A 16,140-nucleotide genomic window follows, 5' to 3' on the forward strand; every position below is an offset into this window, starting at 1 on the left:
TATCCCACATCCTCCGCCTTCGTTTATTGTCTATACATTCGGGGTTCTCCGCCTACTCCGCTCTTTCGCAAATAAATGCGCCCTCAATCGCTTGCATTCCTACTTCAAACTGCTATACTCAATTTTGTTCTATTATCAATTGCACAGGATTGTCGAAATCCTGCATGAAAGGTTGTGACAACACTAATGAATCAAAGCAACACCCCGCTTTTTACTGCTTTGAAAAAGCATGCTCAGAGCAACCCGGTTCAATTTCACATCCCAGGTCATAAAAAGGGAGTGGGCGCAGATCGGGAATTTCGCGAATTTATGGGGGATAATGCTTTTTCCATAGATATGATTAACATCGCTCCATTGGACGATCTGCATCAGCCATCAGGCGTCATTGAAGAAGCTCAAAAGCTTGCAGCAGAAGCCTTCGGAGCTGATTATACTTATTACAGTGTACAGGGGACAAGCGGAGCCATTATCACCATGATTATGTCCATTTGCATGCCAGGTGATAAAATTATTGTACCCCGAAATATACACAAATCCATAATGTCTGCCATTATCTTCGCTGGTGCGAAGCCGGTATTCATTTCTCCGGTCAGTGATGAGAATCTCGGTATTCACCACGGGGTTACAACCAAGTCCGTACGCCGGGCATTGGAACGTCACCCTGACGCCAAGGGCGTCCTTGTCATCAACCCGACATATTACGGTGTGTGCGCCGATTTGAAGGAAATTGTAGATCTCGCTCACAGCTATAATGTGCCGGTCCTGGTCGATGAGGCTCACGGAGTACTGATTCATTTTCACGCTGATTTGCCGATGTCCGCTATGGAGGCGGGGGCAGACATGTCAGCTACAAGCGTCCACAAACTGGGTGGTTCCTTGACTCAAAGCTCGATACTGAATGTCAATACAAAAAACGGATTCGTTAATCCGCAACGTGTACAAACTATTTTCAGCATGCTGACAACGACGTCCACTTCGTATATCCTGCTGGCTTCGTTGGACACATCCCGACGCAACCTGGCCCTTAACGGCCATGAAATAGCACAACGTGCTCTGGAATTAGCTGAATATTGCCGCGCAGAGGTCAACAAAATCGAAGGGTTATATTGCTTTGGCAGCGAAATTCTTGGCACAGAAGCTACCTATGATTATGATCCGACCAAAGTTACAGTTCATATTCGCCATTTAGGCCTTACCGGATATGATGTGGAAAATTGGCTGAGAGATCACTACAATATCGAGGTTGAGCTTAGCGATATGTATAATATTCTCTGTTTGGTGACCCCTGGTGATACCAAAGAGGAAATTGACATTTTATTAAAAGCTTTGCGAGAGCTGGCTGCACTGCACTATTCCACAGGTCAGCAGCATGAGCTGGTTGTAAAGATACCGGATATACCGCAGCTCTCCCTCATTCCGAGAGACGCTTTTTACGGAGATACAGAAATCGTGCCCTTCAAGGAATCTGCTGGCCGTATCATTGCAGAATTCATTTATGTATACCCACCGGGCATCCCGATCCTATTGCCGGGAGAAGTTATTTCGCAGGACAATATTGATTATATTGTAGATCATGTGGAAGTAGGCCTGCCTGTTAAAGGACCTGAGGATCGAACGGTACATCAGGTGAAGGTTATCGTTGAAACTGACGCTATTTCTTAAACATGATCTGTTAACACCTGCTTGCAAAAAATGTTGATAGTCAACAAAAAAAGCCCCCATTTGGGGGCTTTTCTATTGTGTGATGAGCAAGAACAGCTACTGTATCCAATCCTATTCGTATTGGGCAACAAGCTCGCTATATGCAGCTTCTACACGCTTCCACTCATCTTCGTCCTCAATATTGTAAAGCACCATTTCTTCGTTTTCTTCTTCCATACGAAGAATGATACCATCCGCTTCGGGATTGCCTCGCTCAAGCAAAAGAGCATACACGTGATCTTCTACGTCAAAGGTCTCTACCAGCACCATTTCTACATCTTTGCCATTTTCATCAGTTAGCGTAAGAACCATTTCTTCATGTTCGTGGTCATGATCGTGGTTGCAGGCTTCACCGTGTTCATGTTTGTGATCACTCATGGAAATACCTACCTTCAAATTGTTTTATTTTCCCTCGTATCGTAACATGATCAAGAGTGCAGGTCAATTTGTGGTATGCCTAATTTATCGCTGTAATGACTTTTTCGGACACGAGGGTATAACTGCCATCTTTACTTTCTTTAATGTAGAAACCGACCCGATAGTTTCCTGCTGTCTTGAAATCATACGTAAAGTCGTTTGTACGGAACCAGAAGTTATCCTTTTGCGCTCCTTTGATATCTTGGGACTGAATATCCTTTACATTGCCCGAAGGGTCGGTAATTGCTACTTTCACTCCGGAAATATCTGTTTTCAGGGTGTCAATTTGACTGAAAACATTAAACTTCACTTTGTTACCTTTATTCACGTTACCAAACACAGTATCCCCCTTGAACAGGAACATATGCACGTTCGGCTGGTCGAAAACAACTTTTCCACCAGAGGGATCAAAATTTACAAGCCCATTAAAATCACGGATAGGCACATAAGTTTTCCCATCAATGACAACTGCGCCATCTTTTGACACTTCTCCGTTAATAATCAACTGCACTTGGTCCTTGGCGGACTCCGCCGAAATGACGGTCCCTCCCATTATTGAAAAGGCCATCACTAGGGCCATCACTTTTCTCCATTTCATACTACATATCCCTCCATCATTATCTGTTAAAAACCATCTGTCGTACATTTATACCTAGCTCAGCCGCACAAGTTGCGCTGTGTTTCACAAATTGTCCAAAGTTTTTACATGAGGAGCCAAATCTTTAGTTCTCGCAGCCTAGATGTTAAAATACGATTGTAGAATGTCTTATAACACATCGTCTGGAGGGTGAATCCATAATGGGCCTAACGATACAAATGCTTGGTACAGGCAGCGCCTTTGCCAAGCATTATTACAACAATAACGCACTGCTGGATAGCGGGGAAGGCAAGCTGCTGATCGATTGCGGTACAACCGCATCGCTGGCATTACACCAGATGGGTGTCCCTTTGCCTGATATTGACGCTATTTTAATCACACATATTCACGCAGATCATGTCGGAGGCTTAGAGGAATTTGGTTTTCAAATGAATATCCTCCATCGTCGCAAACCTCTACTTTATATCGCCGAACCATTAATCCACCCTTTATGGGAGCATACGCTCAAGGGCGGCATGTCCCAGCAAGGTATGATTGACAAGCTTGAGGATGTATTTGAGGTAAATGTCATAACGCCTGGCGTATCCACCACATTAGTACCCGGTATCCAGGTAGAGCTGATCCCTACACAGCATATTCCTGGTAAACACAGTTACTCTTTGTTCATAAATGATCGTCTTTTTTATAGTGCGGACATGGTTTTTGATCCCGATTTACTTCATCATCTGGTGCATGAACGGGGATGCCGGAGCATTTTACATGAGGTTCAGTTACAAGGCGCTGGAGAAGTACATACAACGTTAGATGAGCTGCTAAGCTTGCCAACACCTCTGCAAGAGCAAATTCATCTGATGCACTATAGTGATGATATGGAACAATTTAGAGATAAGGCAGGGATTATGTCCTTTCTGGAGCAGCAGCGAGTTTATCCGCTAGCAGATTTGGAACGTGCAGAGTAGCCGAGCTAATGAGAGCTTAAATAATTAACAAAAAGCCGCCTGGCTTTCCTACAAAGGATAGCCGGGCGGCTTGCTGCATATTTTTTGTATACAATGATAAGCTTGGACGTTAATGTTGCGAGTCAAGGTCAGAACAACGGCAGTTGATCCAGGTTATTAGAAGGATCTCCATCGGCATCTCCTCGAATTCGTTTGCTTCCATCCTTGGCCTTGAACACGTTGACGCCTGCAATGGAGCCTGCTTCAATCTCGTTCAACGCTTGGCTATAATCCAAAATCCGTCCAGTAGATGTCTGAAATGACGTAAGATCGCCATCCCCGTTTTTACGTACTGCCGTAATTTGTTCTCGTTCTGTATTCGCCATGCTGCATCGCTCCTTATCCATAGTATAGTGGAGGAACTTTTACTAGCATGTGCATTGTACAGCTTTGTATACACCCCGTGCCTCAATTACAACTTTTTACGCATACGTACGTGCGGTATTCCCGCATCGTCAAAAGGTTCATCAGAGATCGTTTCATAGCCTAGCTTTTCGTAAAACTTCTCAGCTTGACATTGAGCATCTAGCAACGAGTATCTCAGCCCCAGTTCACGTGCACGTTCCTCCAGTGCTAGCAGTAATACGCGTCCATAACCTGCTGCACGATGCTCCTTGAGAACGGCAATACGTTGCATTTTAGCTGTATCCTCATCATAATATGTCAACCGACCAGTAGCCACCATTTCCCCATGTTCACAAATTAGTAAATGATGGGCGGTATCTCCCAGCTTGTCATAATGATCAATTTCAAGATCTAGAGGAACCTTTTGCTCTTCGACAAACACTTTGGTCCGGATTAATATTGCCTTCTGCAGTTGCTCTTCTGTTGTTACAGTTATAATTTCTGCGGCCATCATCTGTTCCTCCATCCCTAATTTCAAATGTAAACTCGCTAAATTTGAATTATATATATAAATGGTTATGAAGTACAGGCTGATTTGTATTTTTTCACTTTACATATATGGTTAATACATGATATTATCTAGTAACTACAGGACGGTAGCTCAGCGGGAGAGCATTATCTTGACAGGGTAAGGGTCATGGGTTCGATCCCCATCCGTCCTATACGCCTAAAGCCTTGATATTCAAGGCTTTTTTTGTTTATTTGGAGATACAGCGAATTTTGCTAAAAAGAGAAACAGGTCATTGTTTAAGATTTGAGCACAAAAAAGCCAACCTGAAATAAGGTTGACTTTTTTATATACTCTACCACTACAATTAAGCTGTAATATCTCTTTATTCAGTAAGATTGAATTCTAGAGAATCGTTGGGCAATACATATCTCTTCTATTATATAGAAGAACAACTAAGCCCAGCACCCCAAGCACAATAAACTCAAAGCCTCTAGATTATAATAAAAACAGCTCCATTCTCACTATCAATCTCCGTCGGGTAAGTGGTCACACATCCAGTATCCGGATCTCGCACCTGGCCGGTGGATAGGTCGACTTTCCAGTCATGGAGCGGACAATGGACTACCGATCCACAGATCATTCCTTCAGATAACCGTCCCCCTTTGTGCGGACAACGGTTCTCAAGCGCACGCACGCTGCCGTCACTAAGGCGGAATACGGCTATCTCTGTATTTAGAATGCGAACTGTTCTTGCTCCACGTTGGTCAATTTCGTTCAGATCTGCAATCCTGATTCTGCTGGTTATCGTATTGCTCTCCATTTGGTCAGCCCCCTATTCCATTACTGCCTTAAGCTCTGGCAGCTGCACAAAATTTTTGCGCAGCTCTTCGTTATGAATGATTTCGTGCCACGGATCCGTCGTTGTGCTTAACGTCTCCTCAATTCTGCTTACCAGTTGCTGCCTCATCTCCGCATTTGCTAGTACCTGTTTGATCGAGTCTACGCCTACCCGTTCTACCCAATGAGCTGTTCGCTCGTTCCAATTCGCCTGCTCACGGTAATACTGTAAATAGGCACCAGTCCATTCCATCACTTCATCCTCGGTTTTTACAGTACACAGCAGTTCTGCTGCCCGCACCTTAATACCGCCATTACCTCCAATGTAGATCCCCCAGCCACCATCAATAGCGACAACGCCCAAATCCTTAATCGTCGCTTCTGCGCAGTTACGCGGACAGCCCGACACAGCCAGTTTGACTTTGGATGGTGCATTCAGACGCTCGAATGCCTTTTCCAACCGGATGCCCATACCCATAGCATCCTGTGTGCCAAAGCGACAAAAGGTGTTTCCAACGCACGTCTTGACCGTTCGCAATGTCTTTCCATATGCATACCCTGACGGCATATCCAATTCAGACCAGATTCCCGGTAGATCTTCCTTTTTCACACCAAGCAAGTCGAGACGTTGGCCACCCGTAAATTTAACCAAAGGCACGTTGTATTTCTCCGCGACAGCGGCAATCTTCTTCAGGTCGGCAGGTGAAGTAACTCCTCCATAAATTCGGGGCACCACAGAGTAGGTACCATCCTTCTGGATATTGGCATGGTACCTTTCATTCGTGAATCTGGATTCCTTCTCATCCTCATAATCCAGTGGCCACAGCAGACCTAGATAATAGTTGAGGGCCGGCCGACATTTGGTACACCCTTCAGGTTCGTTCCAGCCCAGCACGTTCATCACTTCTTTGACGCTCTTCAGCCCCATTTCCCGGATACCATCAATAATCGCTTCCCGATCAAGCGTTGTACAACGACATATCCCTTCTTTAATCGGTTCTCCGGTTTCTGCACCTGCGTACAGCTGTAAGAGCCCCTCCACTATTGGCTTACAGCCGCCGCATGATGCCGATGCCTTCGTACAGGCCTTAATCTCCCCAAGACTCCTGCAGCCTGCCGCAACCGCCTCTCCAATGTCACCCTTGGATACACCATTACATCCGCATACAATTTCATCCTCAGGCATCTGCTCCAGCATCATGGTGCCACTACCTTCTGGTTGGCCAGGGTTAAAACCAAGTAACAACTCTTTCTCTCGACCAACCACCGAATCACCACTTTTGATCAAAGAAAACAACATGGCTCCATCAGATGTATCCCCAAACAGGACGGCTCCGGTCAGTTTTTCTTCCTTGATGACGATTTTTTTGTAGACGCCACCAATATCATCCTGATACCGCAGAGATCGCGTTTCTGGCTCATCCTTGTAATTGCCTGCTGAAAACACATCGACGCCCGATACCTTCAACCTTGTCGAAGTAACGGAACCACTGTAGCCGGGAGTCTCCATTCCCGCGAGTCGCTGAGCAAGGACACCCCCCTGCTCATATAATGGGGCAACCAGACCGTAAGTGATTCCCCGGTGTTCTGCACATTCTCCAACGGCGTATATGCCAGGAATGTTCGTTTCCATGTTATCATTTACGATGATGCCACGGTTTACGGGAATTCCCGCCGAAACCGCCAGTTCAATATCTGGTTTGATACCTACCGCCATAACGATCAAATCCGCTTCCAGTTCGCTTCCATCAGCAAACTTCAGCCCTTCCACGCGACGACGCCCGGTGATAGCCGCCGTCCGCTTATTGACCAGAAAAGTCATTCCCTGTTCCTCCAGCTCGCGCCGTAACATAAGGGAAGCTGCCTCATCCAGCTGTCGGTCCATAATATATCCATTGAGATGAATAACTGTAACGTCCATCCCCAAATTAAGCAGCCCCCTGGCTGCCTCTAGCCCAAGCAATCCGCCGCCGATAACGGCTGCTTTTTTGTGCGTCTTCGCAGTCTCTATCATCGTCTCGCAGTCACGGATATCCCGGAAACCAATCACACCATCCTTGTCGGCTCCTGGAAGCGGCAGGATGAAAGCTTTAGAACCTGTTGCCAACAACAGTAAATCATAAGAGACGCATACACCGGATCGTGAAGTCACCTGCCGATTTTCCGTATCGATAGCTGTGACAGGATCATCGGTATACAATCGGATATTATTCTCTTCATACCAACTCCAATCGTTGATGATAATATCCTGCAAACCTGCTCCTCCAGCCAGAACAGAGGACAGCATGATCCGATTATAGTTGGGATGGGGCTCGGCCCCAAATACCGTAATCTCATAAGCACCTGGTGCGATCTTCAGCAAATGTTCGAGAGTGCGTATCCCCGCCATTCCGTTGCCGACCAGCACTAATTTTTGGATGTAGTTCATTAGGTCACTCCCTCTCCATTTCTATCCTTAAAACATAAAAAGCCTGCTTCACATACGGGGATGAAAAATATCCCTCCACATGTAAAAACAGGCTCCATTGCCGTTTCATCGAATACGCCGTTGTATCCATCAGAGTATGAATTTAAAGTACTGTAGCCAATATATAACGATTCAAATCACATGTCAATATTCCTTACGCATTATCTTATAAAAAATTATATTTTATCACTAAGTAACATATCCATGACGTATAAAATATCACTCTTCTGCAAAATTAGGATTGATTTTCAGTCCAAAACACGCCAAAATGGTTTAAAAGTCTGTTTCTACTTCATTATGATGGAAAAGTAAAACCATCTCGCAAAGTTCTATGTCACATTTCTTATCAAGACATACAATCCTCATGCTTATTTACCCTTGAGTTAAAGAGAGGAGGAGCCCGCTTGCGTTCCTTGTTGGTAATCCACTTACACGCTGACCCTGCATCCGAGCAGGCAAACGCCATTCCCTCATGGCAGGCAGGACCTGAGCACCTTTTAGAATCCAACGGATACCTACCTTTGCCCTGCCGCAATGAATCTGAAATCAAACAGCTCATCCATAATGCAGATGCGGCAGTACTTAACATACCTGTCGGCACAATCAGCATGTGGAGCAGCAGGTTAGAGCAAACCAAAGCAATTCCGTTGCTCTGGTGGTGCAGCCCGATATCAGCGCTGTCATCGACGGAGGCTTGCGAAGCAGATGTGATTGTCGACGGTATTCTAACCCCTTCCATGGCAGCTCATGAACTGAATTGGGCTCTTCATTTTAGCGCCAAACACTTTTTTGAACGCCAGCATTGGCAAAGTGAACGCAAACAACTGACCGCTCGGCTGGAAGAACGCAAATGGATTGATATGGCGAAGGGGATACTTGGCGAAGTAAACGGCATCCCGGAAGCGGAGGCATATGATCTACTGCGTAAAAAAGCGATGAATGAACGCAAACGAATCGTTGATGTGGCCATCTCCATTGTGAAAGCACAGCAAATGCTAAAAGCATAAATCTGAAAGGGGCCTGAACATGAATATCATTGAAATATTAAAAGAAGTTGGGCGCGGCAAAAGAGGCGCCCGTGATCTGAACTACGCCGAAGCCGAAGCTGCCGCCGAACTGATTATGACCCGGTCGGCAACCCCTGCTCAAATCGGAGCCTTCTTTGCCGCGGAACGCATCAAAATGGAGAGTGTTGACGAGCTGGAAGCATTCGTTAATGTCTGTCGTAAATATTCCCACCACTTTCCCATGGAGGAAGGCATTGATTTCGCTGGTCCGTACGACGGTAGAAAGTCATCATTTATTGCCACCTTCGCAACTGCCTTTCTGCTTTCCTCCTACGGAATACCTGTAACGATGCATGGCAGTGCACCTCTCCCTCCCAAATGGGGGGTTACACTCCCACTTTTGTTGCAGGAGATGGGGGTAGCAACTGCGGACATAACACACGAAACCGCCATTCATGCTGCGAAGCAGACAGGCGTGCTTTTCGTCGTTTCCGAACAATGGTGCCCGCCCCTGCGAGATCTGCGGCCTATTCGCGAAGAGTTGGGGCTTCGCACAGTACTGAACACAGCCGAGAAACTAGTTGATTACGGTTCTTCCCCGTACATTGTATTCGGCGTTTTCCACAACACCGTATTCGACAAGACGGCGAAAGTTATGCAGAATCTGAATTATCGCAGGGCTTTGATCATTCAGGGGAGCGAAGGATCGGAGGACCTGTTCATTGATCGACCGACCCGGACTTACCTGTTTGCTAACGGTGAAGTGTCTCTCCAGGTTATAGATCCCGAAATGTACGGGCTGGATTCGGTAGTACCAGAACACAACTGGACCCCCGCTGAACAACTGCGCATATCAGAGGAAGTGCTGCAAGGTACAGCTCCTACTGCCTTCTCGAATCAAGTGTTGCTCAACGGCGCGGTCCGACTGTTCGTTGCAGGGCGAGTAGACTCCATTGAGGAAGGCTTATATACCTGCAAACCACTGCTTGAAAACGGGGAAGCCTGGGATTTGTACTGCCGTTGGCGTGAAGCTATGTTGAGAAAAGAAATAAAAACGGGAGTCGGCACATCCGAAACCCGTTCGTATTTATAATATCGGTCTTATACAGTCGTGCTCTAGAATTGAGACCACTCCCCATTATGTCCACTGGTCGCAGATACAGCTAGGCGAAGGGGACGGATGCGTACAGCAGCCGTTTTAAAGCCAGGCATCCGGCAGAACGGATCAAGGTCGGGGCGGGTCGCCCGATTTACATTTTGCGCCCCGCCCCAATGCATAGGTACGAAAAGCGTATCTTCGCGAATATGCGGCCTGATCCGGCTGCGGACAGTAAAGCTACCGCGCTGGGATACTATTTCTACCCACTCCCCGTCCTTGATATACCAGCGCTGTGCTGTACGCGGATGAATTTCTACATAATTCTCAATCTCACGCGCGGCCAGCGAAGGACTTCTGCGTGTTTGTGCGCCGGTCAAATAGTGAGCCAGCACGCGGCCATTCGTCAAAGTAAGCGGGTATTCCTCGGATATTTCCTCTCCTGCTCCACAGCTTTCAACCACTGTAAAAACAGCCCTTCGGTCGGAAAGAGCAAAGCTTTCCCGAAACATCGTATCCATACCAGCTTCATCCGTAGATGGGCATGGCCAATATACTCCTTCCTCGCGACGCAGCCTGTCATAAGTGATCCCGTAATAATCAGCAACCCCTCCCCGGCTAGCGAGGCGCAGTTCTTCAAAGATATCCTCTGTATCCTTATACGCGAAATATCCACCCTTGTTCAGTCTTGAAGCTATCTGGCATAAAATGCTCCAGTCATCTCTAGCTTCGCCCGGTGCAATCCGCACCGCTTCCCGCAGCAAAACGCGGCCTTCTAGATTAGTCATCGTCCCCGTATTCTCCAAATAAGACGTCACAGGCAAAACAACGTCGGCCATTCGCGCCGTTTCAGTGAGAAACATATCCGCCACAATCAACAAATCCAGCTTTTTCAGCGCCTCCTCGACCAACCGGGCATTCGGGTTAGATACAACAGGATTAGAGCCCATCACGAACAGAGCTTGGATTTCTCTCTGATGAACCAGTTCCATCATTTCATAGGCCGACACTCCTTTTCCCGGCAAACTGCTTGGTTCAACTCCCCACACGGACGCAACATAGGCTCGATCTTCTTCATTCTCAATCGATCTGTAGCCAGGAAGCTGGTCAGCCTTTTGACCGTGCTCTCGTCCCCCTTGCCCGTTTCCCTGACCTGTGATGGCCCCATACCCACACCCTTCTCTTCCAATCTTTCCGGTGGCCAGCACAAGATTAAGAAATGCACGCACTGCCATGTGCCCATCCGTCTGCTGTTCGACACCCCTGGCAGTAAAAACGATACCCGTTTCCACACTGCCAAAGGCACGCGCTGCCTGCCGGATCATCTCTGCCTCGACTCCGCACAGCGCAGCTGATTCGTTCAGATCCACCCCATCCAAATGAGTCAACAACTGTTCATACCCGTTGGTCCGCTTGCGGATAAATTCTTCATTTACCAATCCCTCATCCACGATGACCTTTAGCATGGCATTGGCCAGCACAGCATCCGTACCCGGTCTGATTTGCAGGTGCAGATCGGCTATTGCCGCTGTGGGTGTCGCGCGCGGGTCAATTACGATGACAAACGCACCATTTTCCTTCGCTTGGTGAAAATAAGGCATTAACGTCGGCTGACATTCAGCGATATTCGTACCTGCAAGCACAATACAACGAGCTAACGGAATATCAGCCAGCCTGCAGGTCAGTCCGCGGTCAATACCAAACACTTTGCTGCCAGCAGATGCTGCTGCCGACATGCAAAAGCGCCCGTTATAATCGATATAGCGCGTGCCAATAGCCACCCGCGCAAATTTCCCGAGTAAATAAGCCGTTTCATTCGATAGCGAGCCTCCGCCGTAAATGCCGATTCCGTCAGGGCCCTGCGTGGACAGCAGCGAAGAGAAACTGCTACCTACAGCATCCATCGCTTCCCCCCATTGAACGGGAACAAGCTTGCCCTCTTTGCGCAGTAGGGGCTGTGTCAGCCTTTCTGCATGAGTTGCATGCTGATGCGCATTCATACCCTTGATGCATAACCTACCTTGTGAGGCTGCGTTAGATTTGCCTTCCGCTTTATACACCGTTCGAATGATACCCGCGAGTGTCTCCGTTTCCGTACTAACGGTCATCTTACATTGCACGCTGCAAAATGGGCATTGTGTCTCCACCACAGGGAGGATGAATTGACCGACTTCCAGTTTGTTTTCTCCTGACTGACACATAAAAGTCACCTTCTCTCTCCATTCGCTGCAATGTTACTGTCCTCGCACACGTATCTATCACTACAACTCCCACAATCCGTTAACCTGTCAGCATGGTGGACCGCAGACTACCGGTCAGTTCACTTCGCAGAGTAGCGTCGAGCACACTTTCCCGCAGCGCCAGAACGCCAGTCCGTTCAATCCATTCCCACATTTTCTCCCCATACCTAGCACTATGCCTGTATATTTGCAAGCAGGTTACAGCCATCAGCACTACTTCTTCTGGATTCTCCTCCAATCCAAGCAGCAACCCCTGACGAACCGGGTGCCCTGCATGCCCACCGGCATAAACCTCCCAACCTGCTGGTGATCGGGATATTCCAATGTCATGGACAAGCACGCCACCGGGATACTCTGAACCCGGACTGACAGCAACCGCAACTGGTGACGGTAATGAAAGACTGCCCCATACTGCCGCTAGCCGCTCTCTTAGCCAGATCACTCCACCACAAGCCTGATCGATCGGGGCAGGATCAACACAATCCCGACGTTCAGCATTCAAATTTGTAAAACTCAGGCCCACAGAACCCACTTCCCCTTCGTACGGTAGGGTGGACTGAACCGCAACGTCTATTCCCAGTTGGTTTGTTGCAGATCCGTTCCGCAAACCTAGAGATTCCAGATAATAAAGTACAGCTGGACGACATAATTCACACCCCTGCTGTCTGGTCCAACCAAGACGGGATACTACTTCCTCTGGAGTTCGACAAACTGCGTCCACCATCGCTGTCTTAAGCGAATCATGATCATAATGCGTACAACCACACACAGAAACAACTTCTTGAGCAGTCGGAGTTACCACAGGTCCAGAAGCTGTTTCTCGGGACAAACCATTTTTGACCAGTGCAGCCACTAGCGGCCGGCAGCCTCCGCAGGAACCGGACGCTTTGGTACGGCTCTTCACCTCTTCAACTGTTTTCAACTTATCCGTGGCAATCGCTCGCAAAATATCCCCCTTGCTCACACCATTGCATGCGCATACCGTCTCTCCTTCGGGCAATGCTTCCGCAGCATCCTCCGCTTTGCTTTTGCTATTATTCTGGGATGTAAGCTCTGTAGTTGGCGCGCCGCGCCGTACCATTCCAAGCAGCGAGGTGCTTTCCGCCGTATCTCCAAACAAAATTGCTCCAGTGATATTGCCGGCGCGCATCATCACTTTTTTGTAAATCTCCTGCATACCGTTATATTCCATGATCGCGATCTCGCTGCCCTCTTCACGAATGTCTCCTGCCGAAAACACATGAATTCCCGCCACCTTGAGCTGTGCATACGGGACCGTCCCTTCATAGGGAGCCGTTTCACGACCACAAATCACCTTTGCCAGCACTTTGGCCTGCTCATATAGCGGCGCCACCAGCCCATATGAAATCCCGCGGTGCTCAGCACATTCGCCAACTGCGTAAATACCAGGAATACTCGTGCGCATATAATCGTCCACGACAATGGCACGGTTTACTGTCAGACCACTGTCCTGAGCCAAACCAATATTCGGCCGGATACCAACCGCCAGCACAACCAAGTCCGTTTCCAATCTGTTCCCGTCCGCAAACATCAATCCTTGTGCCCGGTTGCGACCTATAATGTTGACTGTATCTTTCGCCAAATGAAACCGCATGCCCTGTTGCTCCAACCGTCGTTGTAAAAGTACAGCCGCAGTACGGTCAAGCTGACGATTCATCAGATACTGCGCATTATGAACAACGTCAGTTTCCATCCCCAGATTCAGCAAGCCTTGAGCAGCCTCAAGCCCCAATAACCCTCCTCCGATGACAGTGGCCTTGCGGTACGTCTTGGCATATCTCGCCATGGTTTCACAGTCATTTACATCACGAAAAGCAATTACTCCCTCTTTTCGAACTCCGGGAATGGGTGGCATGAAAGGCAATGAGCCAGTTGCCAGTACGAGAATGTCATAGGGCTCTTGAATACCGGATTCCGTTTCCACCATACCAGTTGCCACATCAATACGACACACACGTTCACCAGCTTGCAACTTTACCCCATTTTCTTCGTACCAGTCCCAGCTATGGGTAACGATATGTTGGAACGTACTCTCCTCCTGAAGCATTTTGGACAGGAGCACACGGTTGTATCCGGGCCGCGGTTCAGCACCAAATATTGTGATTTGGAACCGTTCCGGCTCCAGACTGAGAATTTCCTCCACACATTTGATGCCTGCCATACCATTACCGATGACGACCAGCCTTTTTATCATAATGAATCCAGCCCCATTCTCCGTACTAAAATAAGACAGAAAAAGCCCTTCTCCATTCGATGGAAAAGGGCACCGTTGCCGTTAATGTCGGCACATCGTTGTACCGATATGTACTTAAGATTACTGAATTGTGAGCGTCATGTCAATATTCAATACATGAAACCTGTATTTAAACCTTATTTTAAATTTATTATAATTTTAATGTTATGTATATTGACATATATAGAATGTCTTTTTATAATTTGAATTAAAATCACTACGATGTGATCATATCAAAGCGATGCACAATGAGGTGTGTCAAACACGGCAATGAAGCCGCAAAGCGTTTCCCAGATACGATGTCGGGACGATTTGCGGTTTTTTTATGTTCAACAGAAAATTGAGGACTGAGCTCTACAAACCACAATAAGAAGAGGAGAGATCGAGAATGAAGAAAAAAAGTTTCTGGCAAAGCGGACACAAGCCCACCCTATTGGGCTCCTTTCTGTATTTTGATATTAGCTTTATGATATGGGGAATGATCGGACCGTTGGTCGTTGTCATTGCTAATGACTATCCAATGGACCCTGTACAAAAAGCCAACCTTGTCGCTCTCCCAATACTTAGTGGTTCCCTGCTGCGACTCGTGCTTGGATTCATGTCAGATTATATCGGTCCGAAGCTCACGGGACAGATCGGTATGCTTGTCACAATTATCCCTCTCCTGCTTGGCTGGCTGTGGGTTGATTCGCTGGAGCAGTTGTACGCTGTCGCCCTGCTTCTGGGTGTGGCCGGAGCCTCATTTGCAGCTGCACTGCCGTTGGCTGGCCAATGGTACCCCAAAGAGCATCAAGGGCTGGCCATGGGAATTGCCGGTGCCGGCAACAGTGGGACCGTCCTCGCAACTTTGTTTGCCAACCGCATTGCCCAACATTTTGGCAGTTGGGAGGTCGTTTTTGGCTTAGCCATCATCCCGATTTTCATCGTTTTTGTTCTATTTAGTATTTTTGCCCGCAACAGCCCTCATCGCCCAGCACCAAAAAGTCTTTCACAATATGCTTCGGTGCTCAAACAGAAAGATGCCTGGGTGTTCTGTGCCTTTTATTGCGTGACGTTCGGCGGGTTCGTTGGCCTTTCAAATTATTTGACCATTTTCTTCAATACCCAATACGGTCTCTCCGCGGTCCATGCTGCTGATTTTGCAACCGTTTGTGTCATTGCCGGAAGTTTCTTTCGCCCTGTAGGCGGCTTTTTGTCCGACCGGATTGGTGGTTCACGCATGTTAATGTACTTGTATGCCGGGGCCGGGATTATGCTCGCCAGCATTGCATTTTTACCACCCCTTGCCGTGGTCGTAGTCCTGCTGTTCGTAGGTATGATGTGCCTTGGTGCTGGCAACGGCTCCGTATTCCAGCTCGTGCCGCAGCGATTCGGCAACGAAATCGGGCTCATGACTGGCATCGTCGGTGCTGCTGGCGGCATAGGCGGGTACTTTCTTCCCCTGATTCTGGGACATCTGTACAAATTAACGGGTTCTTACATGCCAGGCTTCATCTGCCTAAGCCTGATCACATTCTGTGCTCTTGTCCTCGTGATCATCATGCAATTGAAATGGCGCAACAGCTGGATGCGACGTTCTGCTCCAGTTGCTAATGAAGCCGTTAGATTTTAAGCCTCAATTATCCCTTATAATCAAAAATAGCTTAACTTCGTTTATAGAAAAATGAAG

13 protein-coding genes and 1 tRNA gene are annotated in these 16,140 nt (G+C 47.7%); 6 read left to right on the forward strand and 8 right to left on the reverse strand.

The window, feature by feature from the left end; all coding sequences use genetic code 11:
• Nucleotides 1–186: 186 nt before the first annotated feature.
• The gene (locus PPM_RS16540; protein WP_013371896.1) at nt 187–1,662 is read left to right on the forward strand and encodes an aminotransferase class I/II-fold pyridoxal phosphate-dependent enzyme; all 1,476 of its coding nucleotides are present in this window, start codon (nt 187–189) and stop codon (nt 1,660–1,662) included.
• A 111-nt stretch (nt 1,663–1,773) separates the two neighbouring features.
• Here PPM_RS16540 and PPM_RS16545 read toward each other — a convergent pair whose 3' ends face one another.
• Both PPM_RS16545 and PPM_RS16550 read right to left on the reverse strand, forming a co-directional pair.
• On the reverse strand, nt 1,774–2,079 hold the full coding sequence (locus tag PPM_RS16545) for a DUF1292 domain-containing protein (RefSeq protein WP_007431055.1): 306 nt from the start codon (nt 2,077–2,079) through the stop codon (nt 1,774–1,776).
• Between the two features lie 79 nt (nt 2,080–2,158).
• Nucleotides 2,159–2,716, reverse strand: a complete 558-nt coding sequence (locus tag PPM_RS16550; RefSeq protein WP_013371897.1) for a hypothetical protein — start codon at nt 2,714–2,716, stop codon at nt 2,159–2,161.
• Between the two features lie 200 nt (nt 2,717–2,916).
• Here PPM_RS16550 and PPM_RS16555 point away from each other — a divergent pair, with 200 nt between their 5' ends.
• Nucleotides 2,917–3,675, forward strand: coding sequence for an MBL fold metallo-hydrolase (locus tag PPM_RS16555; protein WP_013371898.1), 759 nt, complete (start codon nt 2,917–2,919; stop codon nt 3,673–3,675).
• Between the two features lie 128 nt (nt 3,676–3,803).
• Here the strand turns inward: PPM_RS16555 and PPM_RS16560 are convergent, their stop codons facing one another.
• Nucleotides 3,804–4,040 carry a DUF3892 domain-containing protein gene (locus PPM_RS16560; RefSeq protein WP_013371899.1) on the reverse strand — a complete coding sequence of 79 codons (237 nt, stop codon included), beginning with the start codon at nt 4,038–4,040 and terminating at the stop codon, nt 3,804–3,806.
• Nucleotides 4,041–4,126: 86 nt separating this feature from the next.
• Nucleotides 4,127–4,570: a GNAT family N-acetyltransferase gene (locus tag PPM_RS16565; RefSeq protein WP_025675812.1), complete on the reverse strand. Its 444-nt coding sequence runs from the start codon at nt 4,568–4,570 to the stop codon at nt 4,127–4,129.
• Between the two features lie 139 nt (nt 4,571–4,709).
• Here PPM_RS16565 and PPM_RS16570 point away from each other — a divergent pair.
• A tRNA-Val gene (locus PPM_RS16570) sits at nt 4,710–4,781 on the forward strand.
• 279 nt (nt 4,782–5,060) lie between these two features.
• Here the strand turns inward: PPM_RS16570 and nirD are convergent.
• Both nirD and nirB (PPM_RS16580) read right to left on the reverse strand, forming a co-directional pair.
• Nucleotides 5,061–5,390 carry a nitrite reductase small subunit NirD gene (gene nirD, locus PPM_RS16575; RefSeq protein ID WP_014600038.1) on the reverse strand — a complete coding sequence of 110 codons (330 nt, stop codon included), beginning with the start codon at nt 5,388–5,390 and terminating at the stop codon, nt 5,061–5,063.
• Nucleotides 5,391–5,402: 12 nt separating this feature from the next.
• The gene (nirB, locus tag PPM_RS16580; RefSeq protein ID WP_013371902.1) at nt 5,403–7,835 is read right to left on the reverse strand and encodes a nitrite reductase large subunit NirB; all 2,433 of its coding nucleotides are present in this window, start codon (nt 7,833–7,835) and stop codon (nt 5,403–5,405) included.
• A 443-nt stretch (nt 7,836–8,278) separates the two neighbouring features.
• On the opposite strand from nirB (PPM_RS16580), the gene PPM_RS16585 reads away from it, so the two are divergent.
• Together PPM_RS16585 and PPM_RS16590 are read left to right on the forward strand one after the other, a co-directional pair.
• A complete protein-coding gene (locus PPM_RS16585) occupies nt 8,279–8,881 on the forward strand; it encodes an ANTAR domain-containing response regulator (protein WP_013371903.1) in 603 nt (200 codons plus the stop codon).
• A 19-nt stretch (nt 8,882–8,900) separates the two neighbouring features.
• Nucleotides 8,901–9,974 (forward strand): anthranilate phosphoribosyltransferase, encoded by a 1,074-nt coding sequence (locus PPM_RS16590; protein ID WP_013371904.1) that lies wholly within the window; start codon nt 8,901–8,903, stop codon nt 9,972–9,974.
• A 23-nt stretch (nt 9,975–9,997) separates the two neighbouring features.
• Here the strand turns inward: PPM_RS16590 and nasC are convergent, their stop codons facing one another.
• A complete protein-coding gene (gene nasC, locus PPM_RS16595) occupies nt 9,998–12,178 on the reverse strand; it encodes an assimilatory nitrate reductase catalytic subunit NasC (RefSeq protein ID WP_014600039.1) in 2,181 nt (726 codons plus the stop codon).
• Nucleotides 12,179–12,257: 79 nt separating this feature from the next.
• Nucleotides 12,258–14,432 carry a nitrite reductase large subunit NirB gene (gene nirB / locus PPM_RS16600; protein WP_013371906.1) on the reverse strand — a complete coding sequence of 725 codons (2,175 nt, stop codon included), beginning with the start codon at nt 14,430–14,432 and terminating at the stop codon, nt 12,258–12,260.
• 427 nt (nt 14,433–14,859) lie between these two features.
• Here nirB (PPM_RS16600) and PPM_RS16605 point away from each other — a divergent pair, with 427 nt between their 5' ends.
• Complete coding sequence (locus PPM_RS16605) at nt 14,860–16,083, forward strand: nitrate/nitrite transporter (RefSeq protein ID WP_013371907.1); 1,224 nt, start codon at nt 14,860–14,862, stop codon at nt 16,081–16,083.
• Nucleotides 16,084–16,140 lie beyond the last annotated feature (57 nt).

The sequence above is a fragment of the Paenibacillus polymyxa M1 genome (assembly GCF_000237325.1).
Classification (GTDB): domain Bacteria; phylum Bacillota; class Bacilli; order Paenibacillales; family Paenibacillaceae; genus Paenibacillus; species Paenibacillus polymyxa_C.

Excerpts from the sequence above, each read along its gene's own strand:
- nirB (WP_013371906.1), bottom strand. The coding sequence starts at position 14,432 with ATGATAAAAAGGCTGGTCGTCATCGGTAATGGTATGGCAGGCATCAAA.
- PPM_RS16590 (WP_013371904.1), top strand. The coding sequence starts at position 8,901 with ATGAATATCATTGAAATATTAAAAGAAGTTGGGCGCGGCAAAAGAGGC.
- PPM_RS16550 (WP_013371897.1), bottom strand. The coding sequence starts at position 2,716 with ATGAAATGGAGAAAAGTGATGGCCCTAGTGATGGCCTTTTCAATAATG.
- PPM_RS16565 (WP_025675812.1), bottom strand. The coding sequence starts at position 4,570 with ATGGCCGCAGAAATTATAACTGTAACAACAGAAGAGCAACTGCAGAAG.
- PPM_RS16560 (WP_013371899.1), bottom strand. The coding sequence starts at position 4,040 with ATGGCGAATACAGAACGAGAACAAATTACGGCAGTACGTAAAAACGGG.
- nasC (WP_014600039.1), bottom strand. The coding sequence starts at position 12,178 with ATGTGTCAGTCAGGAGAAAACAAACTGGAAGTCGGTCAATTCATCCTC.
- nirD (WP_014600038.1), bottom strand. The coding sequence starts at position 5,390 with ATGGAGAGCAATACGATAACCAGCAGAATCAGGATTGCAGATCTGAAC.
- PPM_RS16605 (WP_013371907.1), top strand. The coding sequence starts at position 14,860 with ATGAAGAAAAAAAGTTTCTGGCAAAGCGGACACAAGCCCACCCTATTG.
- PPM_RS16540 (WP_013371896.1), top strand. The coding sequence starts at position 187 with ATGAATCAAAGCAACACCCCGCTTTTTACTGCTTTGAAAAAGCATGCT.
- PPM_RS16545 (WP_007431055.1), bottom strand. The coding sequence starts at position 2,079 with ATGAGTGATCACAAACATGAACACGGTGAAGCCTGCAACCACGATCAT.
- nirB (WP_013371902.1), bottom strand. The coding sequence starts at position 7,835 with ATGAACTACATCCAAAAATTAGTGCTGGTCGGCAACGGAATGGCGGGG.
- PPM_RS16555 (WP_013371898.1), top strand. The coding sequence starts at position 2,917 with ATGGGCCTAACGATACAAATGCTTGGTACAGGCAGCGCCTTTGCCAAG.